Source organism: Auritidibacter ignavus (assembly GCF_029853775.1).
Taxonomy (GTDB): domain Bacteria; phylum Actinomycetota; class Actinomycetes; order Actinomycetales; family Micrococcaceae; genus Auritidibacter; species Auritidibacter ignavus.
This window is the reverse complement of the sequence record NZ_CP122564.1, coordinates 2,050,236-2,064,415: the sequence shown is the minus strand read 5'-3', so window position 1 is coordinate 2,064,415 and position 14,180 is coordinate 2,050,236. Positions and strand designations below refer to the sequence as shown.

The window sequence follows — 14,180 nt, the reverse complement described above, 5'->3', positions numbered from 1 at the left end:
ATGAAACGCATCATTCAGCACTGGATTAATAACGAGTACACAAACGGCGTGGAGCAAGAAACCTCGCCGGTCACAAACCCGGCAACTGGCGCAGTCAGCGGTGAAGTCATAATGGGCGGTAGCCAAACAGTAGACCAAGCGGTCAATGCCGCTAAAAGGGCATTCCCGAACTGGCGAGATACCTCTCTGAGTAAACGCGTTGGCATCGTGTTCAAGTACCGCGAACTTCTCAATCAACGCAAAGAGGAATTGGCGTCAATCATTACTGCCGAACACGGCAAAGTTCTAGACGATGCACTCGGTGAAGTAATGCGCGGGCTGGAAGTTGTGGAGTTCGCTTGTGGCATCCCCCACCTCCTCAAAGGTAGCTACACCGAAAATGCCTCTACCCGTGTCGATGTACATTCCAAACGGCAACCTTTAGGACCCGTTGCCATCATCTCACCCTTCAACTTCCCAGCAATGGTTCCGATGTGGTTCTTTCCTATCGCTATTGCCACGGGTAACACCGTAGTCATCAAGCCTTCCGAGAAGGATCCAAGCGCCGTTAATTGGGAAGCTGAACTATGGAAAGAGGCCGGACTACCAGACGGTGTATTCAACGTCGTACACGGCGGAAAGGATGCTGTCGATCGTTTACTGACGCACGAGGATATAGAATCGGTTTCGTTTGTTGGCTCAACGCCAATTGCCCAGTACGTGTACAAAACGGCAACCGCGCACGGTAAACGGGTTCAAGCTCTCGGTGGCGCCAAAAACCACATGGTTGTGCTACCCGACGCTGACCTTGATCTCGCTGCAGACAATGCTATTAATGCCGGCTTCGGATCTGCAGGTGAACGCTGTATGGCGATTTCTGTCCTCTTAGCCGTTGGAGACATTGCCGAGGAGCTCGTCGACAAGATCGCTAAACGCGCTCAGGCACTTCGCACTGGTGATGGAAACCGCGGTACTGATATGGGGCCGTTAGTAACTTCTGCCCACCGCGATAAAGTCTCGGGATATATCGACGCCGGCGAAAGAGAAGGGGCAACGATTGTCGTAGATGGTCGACAGGGAGACTTCGATTCCGAGGGCGCAGGCTTCTTTCTAGGCCCGACGCTCTTTGATCACGTGACACCCGAGATGTCCATTTATACCGAGGAGATCTTTGGTCCTGTACTATCGGTCGTTCGCGTCGAATCCTATAAAGAAGCTATAGAACTGATTAATGCCAATCCTTACGGAAACGGAACGGCTATTTTCACCCATGACGGTGGAGTAGCTCGAAAATTCGAAAACGAGGTCCAAGTAGGAATGATTGGCATCAACGTACCTATTCCGGTGCCAATAGCGTACTACTCTTTTGGAGGTTGGAAGAACTCTTTGTTCGGCGACACACATGCACACGGCACAGAAGGGATTCACTTCTTCACCCGCGGGAAGGTCATCACCACCCGCTGGCCAGACCCATCACACGGGGGCATCAATCTCGGGTTCCCAAAGAATGAGTAGCGCCACCCGATAACGGGCCGCGTTTCGCACGCTTAGCGCCAGCCAGCGGAAAAAGACTGACACACATTCCTAACAACGGCGCAAGTAGCAGTTACCGCCGGCCTACGCAGAGCGCCATCGCGAATTATCGCCCAATACTCTACAGGGAAGCGATATTCTCCTTCTAAGACTGGAATGAGAAGCTGGTCTTGGGAGCCTAAAAAGTCTGGCAAGAGACCGATGCCTGTGCCGTGACGAGTAGCTTCCAGGTGCACAAATACATTATTTGACGCAATCCCCGTCTTCATTGCAGGAAGGATGGCTTTGGCGTCCAAGAGCGCTCTCACCACGATCCCGGACTCCGTGTAGTAGTTGAGCCTATGCTTTTCAAGATCTCTAATAGTGCGCGGTGTGCCATAGTTCGCGAGGTAGCGACCTGAAGCATAGAGAGAGAACCCATATTCCAGTAGCGGGATCTTTTCTCCATGTACTTTTCGAGGTTCGCCCACGACAATTTCTAAATCCAGCGCCGCACTATTTTGTGTGGGATTCCTAGTCGAGCTAAACACCTCTACTGAAAGCGCTGGATGCCGAGTTCTTAATTGCGCCAACGCTGGCGTTAACGCCACCACTGCGAACGCATCCGGGGCGCCTACCCTGATCGTGCCAGAAACGGCCCCTGCTTGGTCAGACTGCGCTAAGTTCGCTAGCGAAGCTTCAATCTCTTCGGCAACCCTGCGTACCCGCAGGCCCTCTTCTGTAGGATGCCAGCCATCTTCGCCGCTGACAAGTAGCCGGGTGCCAAGAATTGCCTCTAAGCCTGCAATACGCCTAGAAACCGTTGCGTGATTGATCCCCAGTTGCTCTGCCGCTGCAGAATACGTCCCGTTTCGTGACACGCTCAAAAAGGTCATAAGCGACGGTAAGTGCGAATAGAGCTTTTCCCAATCCATAAAGTCATACTCAGTAGATTTGCAACGATACTTCCTTGGGTTTCCTTACCAAATCCCCTATTGTGATTCACTGCACAGCACGGTTGCATTACTTGACTCCGTGTGCGCATTGAGCTCGGCAAGCATGCACCATAAAGTGATCTATACCACTCTATCAGGAGGCTTGGATGGTTACGTACGCATGGGTCGGGCTCGGAAACATGGGATCCCGAATGGCACAGAAGCTGGTCGAGGCAAACCATATAGTTTACGGATTCGACATCAATAAGGTCGCTCGGGACCAAGCGAGCCGGCATGGCGTTCGAGCCGTGGAATCCCTCCCCGAGGCGGTTAAAGATGCGGACGCGGTCTTTACCATGTTGCCGAACGGGGAACACGTGCGCCGTGTTTTCGCAAGCAAAGACGGTATCTGGGCGCACGCGCCACAAAACGCGATCCTTATAGACTCCTCGACTGTTGATATTGGCACCTCTCGGTTTTGCCACCGCGAATCCGGACAAAGAGGTTTTAGCTTCGTTGATGCACCTGTTTCTGGTGGCATTTCCGGCGCAGCGGCCGGAACCCTGACTTTCATGATTGGCGGAGATCTGTCCGTGGCAAGAAGGGCTCAAAGGCTCGTTGAACCAATGGCGAATAACGTCTTTTTGGCCGGTACGGGAACAAAGGGCATTGCGACCAAACTCGTAAACAACATGATGGTTCATATCAACCTAATAGCCAATTCAGAGGGATCTCAATTGGCTGAAGCTCTTGGTCTGGACGCTAAGGTTTTCTGGGATATTATTTCGGCTTCATCTGGAATGTCTTGGACACAACAGACTTGGTATCCCGTTCCTGGCGTAGTTGAAACATCTGCCGCTAATAACAATTTTGAGGCCGGTTTTGCGGCGAATTTGTCGCTCAAAGATGTGACCCTGGCTCTGCAAGCCGGAGAGCACGCTGGCCTAAATCTGCCCGGGGCCGAACTTGCTCAATCACAACTGAAACGTCTCGTCGACGAAGGTCTCGGGTCTAAAGACTGCACGCTCATTGTCAAATATGTCCAGCAACATGGACGCGTCCGCGGATACAACGATTAAATCGCTTCTACCAACACGGAGATTGCCATGACCGCTACCCCACCGGCATCTGCACGAACTTTCGTCCTCCAGGACCGTGAACCTCGTTTGCGCCCCGAAGTGCTGTCACTGGATGCACCCCGAGCTGACGAGGTGCTGGTCGAGGTGGCCGCTTGCGGTGTTTGCCATACCGATTTGCACGTGCTCAAAGACGAGGTGGCATTCCCTCGCCCGGCGGTGTTAGGACACGAGATTTCCGGGGTGGTCCTGCAGGTGGGAGACCGGGTGACTCGCGTGAAACCTGGGGACCGGGTCGCCTGTAGCTTCATCATGCCGTGTGGACGGTGCCGACACTGCGAACGCGGCATCTCCGAACTCTGCGAGGTGTTCTTCACACAGAACCGACTCAACGGTCGCCTCCTGGATGGGTCCACCCGGCTCCACCGCCCCGACGGCTCTCAGGTGGCCATGTATTCCATGTCGGGTCACGCCGACCGTGCTGTGGTGCCGGCCAATGCGGTCTTCCCGCTCCCGGATGAGGTGTCACTTCCCGACGCCGCGATTCTCGGGTGCAGCATTTTCACCGGCTACGGTGCGGTCTACCACGTCGGCGAGGTGGGGCCCGGCGATGACGTGGTAGTGGTTGCTGCCGGCGGGATCGGTTTGAGCATTATTCATCTTGCCCGGGTGGCCGGGGCGACCAACATCATTGCTGTGGATATTGACGACGAGAAGCTTGCTCTCGCTCGACAGCTGGGTGCCACTGCGACGATCAATTCCACCGTAGCTGATCCAGCCACGGTGGTGGCCCAGTTGCTGGGACACGGCGCCACGGTGGTGTTTGAGGCGCTCGGTTCGACCCCCACCACCAAGCAGGCCGTGGATCTGGTGGATGACGGTGGTCGTGTGGTGTTAGCAGGTATTGCCCCGGCCGGTCATCTCTTGGAGGTCGAAATCACCAAGCTGGTCCGTCGCAAGATCCAGATTCGTGGCTGCTTCGGCGCTCCTCCGGCCCAGACGATGCCGAAGGTCATCGAGCTGGCGGCTACCGGCGCACTTGAGTTCTCGAAACTGATCACCAACCGTTACCGCTTTGACCAGATCGATCAGGCGTATCAAGACCTGGCGAACCGGAGAATTCGAGGTCGTGGCGTGGTGCAGATCGGCGGTGAAGAGACCAGGGCGATGTGACAGTTCGTGACAGCACCCTTCTGCCATGGTGTACCCGTCGTTAGGCTACAGGCATCACTGACCGGACCTGCTGACACACTCAAAGGAGCACCATGACGGTTTTTGATAATGGCCTGCAGTCGATTTCCTTATCCGATCACGAACGCACTGCTCTGGCCGAACTTGCGGAGTTCCCGCTGTATGAGGCGATCATCGGTCGCCGATCTCGGCGGTTTCCGGTCGGCGGTGAGATCCCGGAAGGGGTATTAGCCTACACCTCCTCGCAGGCGTCTCGTCCCCTGACCAATCTCCAACGGGCGTTGGTTTTAGCCACCGTAACCGGTCAAACCGGTTGGCACTTCGGCATTACTCGACACCCCGGCTACCAGCCCCAGTTTCCCAACTACAGTGGCTCGGCTATCGGCCGAACTTTCCCCTCAGCAGCCGGGTTTCACACCACCCAGTTCTTCTTCACCGATGACTCCGGCACCTACTATCTGCCCACCCGCGATCAGCCGCTGGAGCACAGCTGGGAAGGCGCGAGCCCCGCCGAGACCGACCAGGTCGAAGCGACACTCAACGCGGTGTTAGCTCGGGCGGTCAAGCTCAACGACGAGCGACTGTATTTACCTCGCAAACAACCCTATTTCGAGGGGCATAACACCTGGATTGGCAACTGGCCGGGCTCACTGTTGGTGATTCCGGTCGCGGACTTAGCCCAACAGACGCTACTGAACATCGCCTTCTTCTCCCAGAACGGATACGTGCTCTTCGACGACATCAACGATCGTCCGATTCCCGGATTGGAGAAATTCGAGCACCGGCTGGACCACTTCGACGACCCACAACCGCTGAGCTTCGTCGAGCAGTACTCACTGGCTGAAGCCAGTGCCGAGCTGATGACATCCAGTTATGTTGGACATCTGGCATTGGGGGCCATCGGACTCGGCGGGTGGAGCTTTGACGGGATCGACCGGCTCTCGGTGCTGGGTGCATCCGGTGAAGCAGAGGTGCCGGGACTGAGCTTCCGCTACGACCAGGATGAGCGCTGGGCGATCCCGAACCCCACCGGACGTGAGGGTGTATTCGAGTCCTTCACCCGCCCGCATTTCGGCTCGATGACTCAGGCCGTGCATGCTCTGGCGGAGCGGAAGTTTGGGGTCGGCGGACCATTCCACCCGGACACACCGGGGCCCTGGAAGGACACGCCACGCGTGCGTTCAGCAGCAGCACCGTTCGACGAGGAGTTTATCGAGTTGATCTCGATCCAGGCCGAATATATCGACGAGACCTTCGGGAAATTCCCCGGCACGGTTCCGTCAGTGTGGATTATGAACTATCTCCAGGCTCAGCACCTGGATACTGACTTCTACGACGAGAAGTTTTCTCCAGGTGCCTACCTTGAGACCCACGCGCGCGAGCAGCAGCGCTGGGAGAGTTAGTTCAGCATCCGGCGGTTCTGTCGAATCGCCATGAATGCGCCCAGCAGGAGCAAGACGATACCGACAACCCCGAGCGGAATACCCACCGCACCGGTCGCAGCCAGACCATCCTGAGAGCTACCGTCCTCTCCATCCTGGCCTGCGGCCGGGACGCTGTCGTCGCCCTCCGGTTGCTTTTGACCGGGCTGGTCAGACTCAGTGGGTTCGTCCGTCGGCTCCTCAGTCGGATCGTCCGTCGGACCACCGGTCGGGTTCTCAGTCGGTTCGTCCGTCGGCTCCTCAGTCGGATCGTCCGTCGGACCACCGGTCGGGTTCTCAGTCGGTTCGTCCGTCGGCTCCTCAGTTGGATCGTCATCCGGGGCATCGCACTTCAGGGTGCCAGCGCGCAATGAACCGGACTCGAACCCATCGGCGAACCACCAGACCGGACGTTCACCGTCAACGCAGTAGTCCATGGTGGAGATGGCGAAGCCCTCGTTGTTGAGGTTCTCCATACCAGCCGGACGCTGGACGTGAACCACCTCCGGAGTGTCGGTGCCATTGAAGGTCACCTTGGCGTGAGTGCCTTGGTATCCGTCATCAGCAGCAACCCACAGCGTATCGGCATCCACGTCGTAGTGCAGTCCCATCGCGCCACCGATCTGAGGATCAATGACCGTCACCAAAGTAGCCTTGCCTTCCGGTTCCAGAACGAAAGCATACAGCTTGCCGTCGTTCTCCAAAGCGGTGAAGAACAGCCCGTTGGCGATAGCGTTCGGGTGGTTTGCCGGATCGTAGAGCACCGATCCGTCTTCAGCCTGGGAGAGATCAACGATCTTGTCCTTCACAGCGTCGTTGGAGATCCATTCGACAGCTTCAATGCCCAGGTTGGCATTGACACTGGGCAACAGGTCGGTCAGATCCCACTGAGCACTGGCGACCACATCGGGGCCGGGCTCGTTGGGATCAACCTGCAGGATGGTGTTGTAGTTGGTCCCTTTATCGCTATTGTCACGCTCGGAGGCAATGTAAACCATGCCGTCGCCGTCAACGGTGATGCCTTCCGCATCTGGGCCAGCGGCCTCCGGGTTGTCAGCATCCTGGATAAACCGGGCACGCTTGCCGTTTTCCCATCCTTCGGCGTATTCCACGGAGCCGTCCTGGTGGGCAACCAGCTTCCAGAAGATGCCGGTGCCGTTATCTACGGCCCACAGGTGACCATCAGCAAAATCCAGACCGGAGGAGTCGGTCAAGAACATCGGTTCCTCATCAATCACACGCGGATTCGGGTCGCCGGGCCATTCAATGACATTCGGGATGCCGTGGCACTGGTTGACCGCGCCGGGGGTGGGCTTCTGAGTGTTGGCGAATTCACCGGTAGCATCCGGGCAGCGACCCCAGGTCTGCTCAGCGTGAGAGCTCCAGCTGGTCGACTGAATCAACCGCTCGCCGTCAAAGATGCGCACCTCGTCATCGCCACCCAGACCGAAGTCCAGGTTGTCGATCACCAGGTAGCTCTCGGGCTCGATAACGGTGCCCTCGGCGATGGTGTAGTCACGCTCTTTGTCATCCATCACGCCCAGGCCGGAGACATCCAGCTTCTCAGCGGTGGGGTTGTAGAGTTCGATCCAGTCTTCGCCACCATCGGCGTCGGAGGATTCAACTTCGTTGAGCACCACGGGGTTACCGCAGGCGTTGGGCTGACCCTTGGTGGAAACCGGGACGTCGATCAGTTCACCATCGCAACGGGCCAGTACGCCCTCGGCGTGCTGGGTCCAAGAGTGCTCGTCGACGGTGTTGCCGGCGGCATCGCGGATGGTTGCGGTGTCGTCGGAGCCCAGGCCGAAGTCGAAGTGCTCACCCTGGTCGAAGACGAACAGCTCACCGGGAGCCAGCGTGGTGCCCTCGGGCAGTGGCGTGGTGTCGTTGGCGTGACCGATGGGGTCGTTATCCATCAGCGTCCAGCCGGAGATGTTGACCTCGGACTCGGAGACGTTGCTGACCTCCACCCAGTCGGTGGCGTCACCATTGGATTCAATTTCGTTGATCACCACGGCCGGCTGAGCGCATTTGTTGGCTTCACCCGGGGTGGCATAACCCAGCCCGAAGGGTCCGGTCGCATTGGGGCACCGTGCCCAGGTGGCAGCTTGTTCATCGCCATCAATGGCCGGGTGGTTACTCCAGCTGTATTCGGTCGTCAGTTCACCTGTCTCGGCATCGTAGACGCGGATGCTGTCTCCGGATCCAATACCGATCGCTGCCTCAAAGGTGCCCTCTTCCCAGATATCGGCAGTATCGTTGTAGACCTCACCGGTGGTCTTGCTGTCGACGATCAGGTATTCACCCGCGCCCAACGTGGTGTCCTGCGGGAAGCGGAAGCGGTGGTCATCGGAGTTGTCTCGAATTTCCACACCGGAAATGTCGATCTCTTCATCACCGGGATTCAAGAATTCCAGCCAGTCAGCCGGGGAGGAATCAATCTCGTTGAGCACCAGCTCGCCTGGGGTCGGAATCTCGGCAACTGGTTCGCAATTATTGGGTGCACCCAGCGTGGTCTTGGTACCGTGCTGGAACTCGCCAGTGCCGTCCGGGCACCGAGAGAAGTTAGCAATCGGGCTGGTGGCCTCGTAGTCGAGGCGATCAATTTCGGCGTCAGACGCATCACGGAGGGAAACCGAGTCGCCCTTCCCCAGACCGAAGGAAAAGTCCTTGTCTTTGGTGAGCACCAGGAACTCGCCGGGGGCCAAGGAACCTTTCAAGTCACCTTCGCCGGGACGATCTTTGTCGTCGTGGACACTGTAGCCGGTCAGGTCCACCTCGGTCTCGGACGTGTTGTAGAGCTCGATGGAGTCTTCGTAACCTTCGATGTCGTCGTAAACGACTTCGTTGATCACCACAGACCGGTCGTTTCCAGGAGCGGTATCCTCGGAACCGAAGTCGTTAGCAGCGCCCTTGGTGGGGTTGGCGGTTTCGACCACGTCACCGTCAGCGTTGCGACTATAGCTACCATTGGCGTGGGTATCCCAGGACACCGAATCCACCAGGGTGGTGCCATCGGGTGCGAACAGGCGTACCTGATCTTTTCCGCCGAGCCCGAAATCAAATCCTGGGTTATCAGCGGTTTTCTCGTCGATGACCAGGTATCCCCCAGCCGGAATCACCGTGTTCTCCGGGAAGACATAGGAGTGGCTGTCGTCATCGTCTTTCAGAACGTAGCCCGACAGATCGACATCCTCAGTACCGTAGTTGTAGAACTCCACCCAGTCGCCAGGGTCTCCACCCTTCGACACGACTTCATTAATCACCACCGTGACCTCGGACTGGGCCACCTCGGCGGATGGTTGTTCAAGAGTTTCAGCGGTGGCTGTGAAGGGAGCTAGCACCAAGCCGGCACCGGTCAGAGGCGCCAGCAAGATGGTCGCCAGGACACGCTTGCGCGCAGAGAACATCGGCAGATTTCCTCTCATGAGTGATGAAGTGACCACCAGTAGTAGAGCAGATACACGAGAACCGCCGGTGACCCCAAGATTAACACCGTCGAAACCTCCACCGGAACGCAATTCGGTGGCGAACCCGTCAGTGAGTTCGCCACCGAACTGTTGTGGTTATGTCGGTCAACTCTTAGCTGTGACGCTTCCGTCGGGTGATGGTCAGCAGTAGACCCAGAGCAATCAGCACAGCAGCTGCCACGCCGATAGCCAAGGCCATCGTACCGGTGCTGGCCAGATCACCATCACGGTCTTGCTGACCGGGTTGCTCGGCGTCCTGACCAGCTTCGCTGGACTCAGGCTCTGTCGACTCTGCCGCAGAAGCATCCTCGCTGGCCTTCTGACTAGTGTCGTCGGTCGGCTCCTCAGTTGCACCCTCAGTGGGCTCCTGGGTGCTACCTTCCGTCGGCTCCTCAGTTGCGCCCTCAGTAGGCTCCTGGGTACCTTCCGTCGGCTCCTCAGTTGCACCCTCAGTAGGCTCCTGGGTACCTTCCGTCGGCTCCTCACTTGGCTCGTCCGTCGGAACCTCAGTTGGATCCTCCGTGGGAACCTCAGTCGGACCATCCGTCGGAACCTCAGTCGGAACCTCAGTCGGGTCTTCGCCTGGGGCTTGACCTTCAATTACGGTCACGGTACGAGTCACGGCCCGTTCGTTCCCGGAAGCATCCACAAGGGTGTAGGTCAGCTCGTATTCTCCGGGTACGGCGGTATCGACTTCACCGGTGACGGTGACGTCTTCAACGGCAACGGCATCGCAACCGTCGGAAACCTCAACGCCGGCCAGCGGATCGAAGTCAGCCCCGACCTGAATCGAGGTGTCACCGGGATGAACTATCTCCGGAGCCAGTTTGTCCTTGACCAGCTCGACCTTATCGACCTGCTCACCCGTGTTAGTGAGCGTGGTCATGGTCAGCGAGCACTCCTTGACGTCCACGTTGGTGAACTGTGGAGTGTAGTTCTGGTTATTGGTGTGCTTCCACGGGGTCCAGCTAGACGGTACAAGGCTGTAGTACTTTGAACCGGAGGACGAGTTCGCGGTGATGTACAGCACCTGACCATCTTGAGGGTAGACAACGTCGTGGTCGACGTTCGGGTCATTGACGGGGGTCGCTGCGAACGTCTCAGCGTTAGCCTCGGCGTCCTCGGGGACGATCGGGGTGGTACCGTCCATCAGGTGAGTACGGGTGTAGCTGTGGTCATGACCAGCCAGCACCAGGTCGATATCAAGGTCCTTGACGATCGGGGAGATGCCTTCACGGAGGCGCCGGGTGGTGATCGTCTGCGAGTGGGTAGCTCCGGAGGAGTAGATCGAGCGGTGGAAGGTCAGCACGGTCCAGTGAGTGTCGTGAGACTCTTCAGCAATGACATTCTGCAGATAAGCCCGCAAGGCATCGTAGCTACCATCATTCAGCGGATATTCGGTGCTGATGTTCAGATGCAATACGCCGTTGTACTTGAACCAGTAGGTGCCCTCGGTCGGGTCGCCTTCCCACAGGTTGGGCTGGTGGAAGTGCTCACCGTAGAGCTTCTGAATCTGGTTGCGGTTGAAGTCGTGGTTACCCAGAGTCTGCGCAGAAACCTGAGTACGAGGGTGTCAGATTGTTTGTGTACAGAGTTATCGATGAGAGGACATGATGATGACCATGACAGATGATCGTGTTGATCAGCCTGGTGGGGCTGATGTTGTTGCGCAGTTGAAGGCCAGTGGCGCCTTGGACGAGCTTTTCGCTCGGATCGACGCCGGTGAGATCGAGCTGACCGGCAACGGTGGAGTGATTCCTGAACTGATCAAGGAAGCACTCGAACGGGGCCTGCAGGCTGAGATGACCTCGCATCTGGGTTACGGGCCTGGTGACCGGGAGGCTAAAGCCGTCACGGACCGGCCGGTCAATGCCCGTAATGGCTCGTATTCCAAGACGGTCGCCAGCGAGGTCGGCGATATCGAGCTGACGGTGCCTAGGGATCGTGACGGGTCGTTCACCCCGCGTCTGGTGCCTAAGGGCTCGCGCCGGCTGGGCGGGCTGGATGAGATGATCATCAGCTTGTATGCCGGTGGAATGACGATCCGCGATATCCAGCATCACCTGGCTGTCACGATCGGCACGGAGCTGTCTCACGAGACGATCGCCAATATCACCGACGCCGTGCTGGAAGCCGTTGTGGAATGGCAGAACCGGCCGTTAGAAGAGTTCTACCCCGTGATCTACCTCGATGCGATTCGGGTTAAGGTCCGCGATGGTGGGCATGTGCGGTCAAAAGCGGCACACATCGCTGTCGGCGTCGATATGGACGGCATCAAGCACGTCCTGGGCATCTGGGTCCAGGACACCGAAGGCGCCGCGTTTTGGGCCCATGTCTGTGCCGAGCTTGCCAACCGCGGGATCCGCGATGTGCTCATCGTCTGCTGTGACGGGCTGACCGGCTTGCCAGAGGCTATCGAAGCGACCTGGCCGGACTCGCTTGTCCAGACGTGCGTGGTGCACCTGATCCGGGCAGCGAACCGGTTCGTCACCTACGGCGATCGCAAGGCGGTTTCACAGGCTTTGAAGGCCATCTACACCGCAAGCAACGAGGATACTGCCAAGGCTGCCCTGGAGGATTTCGCAGCTTCTGAACTCGGTCAGAAATACCCGTCAGCGGTCGCGACCTGGACAAACGCCTGGGAGCGTTTCGTGCCGTTTTTGGCGTTCCCGCCAGCGCTGCGGCGGGTGATCTATACGACGAATGCGATCGAGTCATTGAACTATCAGCTGCGCAAGGTCACGAAGAACCGCACTCAGTTCCCCACCGACGACGCGGTGGTGAAACTCTTGTGGCTAGCGATCTGCACGATCGAGGACAAACACGCACGCCAACGAGCCAAGGAACGCGGCAAACCCGCCAGCCAGCGCAAAGCCGCCGGCAGACTCGTCGAAGGACAAGTCACCACGAACTGGAAACAGGCACTAGCCCAACTCGCGGCAGCCTACCCCGACCGAATGAACCCATACCTGTAAACCCAACCCCCGTACACAACAGAATTGACAACCTCCTGAGTACGCATCTGCTTCGGAGCCAGATAAGACCGGTACTCGGCCGAATCCCCAGCGTAGGTCTGCACCTGGTCACCGGCCGAGTACATGAATTGGGCCTCGGGGAACATTTCGTTGGCAGCATCCAAGGTGGTCTGCCAACCAATGCCATCCCTTTCAATATTGCCAGACGCTCCGATCTGAGCGTCGCCCATGAAGGTGAACTGGTGCTCCAAGGTGTCCTCGTAGACGCGGAACTGCTCAATATCAGTCCAGCCACCTTCCTCGGAACCAACACGATAGGAATAAACACCCGGGGTCAGACCGGTCAGGGTAGCGTGAACAAAATCTTCACCCTCAACAGCACTCGTCCCGCGCGTGACTGCCTGAACTGTCTGGGCCTCACTCGGCATCTCAGCGTGCTCACCAGCTGCGATCTGCACGACTTCATGAACACCAGTGGCGGTGAACCAGGAGATGTAGCGCTCACTGGGGTCGGAGCCGACGCCCAGGAGCAAGGAATGCTGGGCCTGATTCGGTGAGTCCTGGCCCCCACCAGTGAGGCTCAGCTTGGTCATATCCAAGTAAATATCAGAGCTGGCGGCCCGCCCCTGGTGCAATTGAACCGCAATAGTGTTCTCCCCGGGCTTGAGGATATCTGCATCGACCTCGATCTGGCCGGTCTTCGGAGCACCAGCGTTAGAGCCACCATAAACCAGGTTGCGTCCTTCGCCATCAGCCGCATACTGAATGCCAGCATCGTCGAAACCAGCAACTTTTTCTCCGTTAACGAAGACAGTTGCCGCGTCATCGTAGATCACTTCACCGGCCAGCTGCTTATCGCCTTCCAGCTCAGCAGCGTCAACATCGATGGTGGTACGGAAGAAAAACGCTTCATGGTTCTCTCCGGTACCCTCTTTGTACTGGTTCAGCAGGTTATCCGGAGTATACCCACCAGACAGCTCTGCTTTCTCGCCTTTCTTCGCACCAAAACTCCCGGCGCCGGTCTTCCACTGACTGTCATCAAACTCAGCCAGAGTCCAATCGGTGCGACCAGGCAGACCATCAGCAGGATCAGTGCCGTCATCAAGATAACGCCATTCAGTCGTTCCACTAGTAATAAGTTGATCTTCAGGGGCCCCAACAGCTGGAACAACAGCTGTGGCGATACCGCCCCCAACCAAAGCCAGCGTCAACAATCCACCGACCGCGCGGAAGGAAAACAGTTTCTTCAAAGCTCTCATCTCAATTCAAAGTGTGAGTTAACAGGTCTACGAGCATAAGAAAGCGCGCAATAGAAACGCACCGATTCGATTATGGATAGCAGGATCGAACTCTGTGTGAACTCCGGATTTAATTTGAATGCACTTTGAGTAGAGGCTGAAAAAACACTGAACACTAGTGTTAGACACCATATACGTATTTGACACCAGGCGACGCCACCAGCTGAAACAACACGTAGAGCCGGTCTTACCGACGCCTCCTGTTGTCAGCTCGTTGACCGTTGCGGAGAATGCGAGAGGCAAGTAGCTGGAATAGCGTGCTGAAACGCAGAACGGCGACGAACCCGCGGTGGAGTTCGCCGCCGTGCGACTAACCAGTCAGT

Annotated in this window: 9 protein-coding genes; 5 read left to right on the top strand and 4 right to left on the bottom strand. The window is 57.4% G+C overall.

From position 1 onward, the window contains the following. Positions 1-1,494, top strand: a complete 1,494-nt coding sequence (locus QDX22_RS09375; protein WP_122549191.1) for a CoA-acylating methylmalonate-semialdehyde dehydrogenase — start codon at positions 1-3, stop codon at positions 1,492-1,494. A 32-nt stretch (positions 1,495-1,526) separates the two neighbouring features. Here QDX22_RS09375 and QDX22_RS09370 read toward each other — a convergent pair whose 3' ends face one another. After that, a complete protein-coding gene (locus tag QDX22_RS09370) occupies positions 1,527-2,426 on the bottom strand; it encodes a LysR family transcriptional regulator (protein WP_122549190.1) in 900 nt (299 codons plus the stop codon). A 167-nt stretch (positions 2,427-2,593) separates the two neighbouring features. Here QDX22_RS09370 and QDX22_RS09365 point away from each other — a divergent pair, with 167 nt between their 5' ends. The 3 genes from QDX22_RS09365 to QDX22_RS09355 all read left to right on the top strand — a co-directional run bounded on the left by QDX22_RS09365 (position 2,594) and on the right by QDX22_RS09355 (position 6,096). Then, entirely contained in the window at positions 2,594-3,505 is a 912-nt protein-coding gene (locus QDX22_RS09365; protein WP_279717790.1) for an NAD(P)-dependent oxidoreductase, read from the top strand. 27 nt (positions 3,506-3,532) lie between these two features. Next, the gene (locus tag QDX22_RS09360; protein WP_279717789.1) at positions 3,533-4,675 is read left to right on the top strand and encodes a zinc-binding dehydrogenase; all 1,143 of its coding nucleotides are present in this window, start codon (positions 3,533-3,535) and stop codon (positions 4,673-4,675) included. 92 nt (positions 4,676-4,767) lie between these two features. Continuing rightward, entirely contained in the window at positions 4,768-6,096 is a 1,329-nt protein-coding gene (locus QDX22_RS09355; protein WP_279717788.1) for a hypothetical protein, read from the top strand. Here the strand turns inward: QDX22_RS09355 and QDX22_RS09350 are convergent. Beyond that, positions 6,093-9,524 carry a lamin tail domain-containing protein gene (locus tag QDX22_RS09350; RefSeq protein ID WP_279717787.1) on the bottom strand — a complete coding sequence of 1,144 codons (3,432 nt, stop codon included), beginning with the start codon at positions 9,522-9,524 and terminating at the stop codon, positions 6,093-6,095. The two genes, QDX22_RS09355 and QDX22_RS09350, sit on opposite strands and share 4 nt — an antisense overlap. A gap of 172 nt (positions 9,525-9,696) precedes the next feature. After that, positions 9,697-11,127, bottom strand: coding sequence for an immunoglobulin-like domain-containing protein (locus QDX22_RS09345; RefSeq protein WP_279718194.1), 1,431 nt, complete (start codon positions 11,125-11,127; stop codon positions 9,697-9,699). Positions 11,128-11,200: 73 nt separating this feature from the next. Here QDX22_RS09345 and QDX22_RS09340 point away from each other — a divergent pair, with 73 nt between their 5' ends. Further along, complete coding sequence (locus tag QDX22_RS09340) at positions 11,201-12,559, top strand: IS256 family transposase (RefSeq protein ID WP_425248464.1); 1,359 nt, start codon at positions 11,201-11,203, stop codon at positions 12,557-12,559. On the opposite strand, the gene QDX22_RS09335 is transcribed toward QDX22_RS09340, so the two are convergent. Beyond that, complete coding sequence (locus QDX22_RS09335; RefSeq protein ID WP_279717786.1) at positions 12,529-13,809, bottom strand: fibronectin type III domain-containing protein; 1,281 nt, start codon at positions 13,807-13,809, stop codon at positions 12,529-12,531. The genes QDX22_RS09340 and QDX22_RS09335 overlap by 31 nt on opposite strands. Positions 13,810-14,180: the final 371 nt, after the last annotated feature.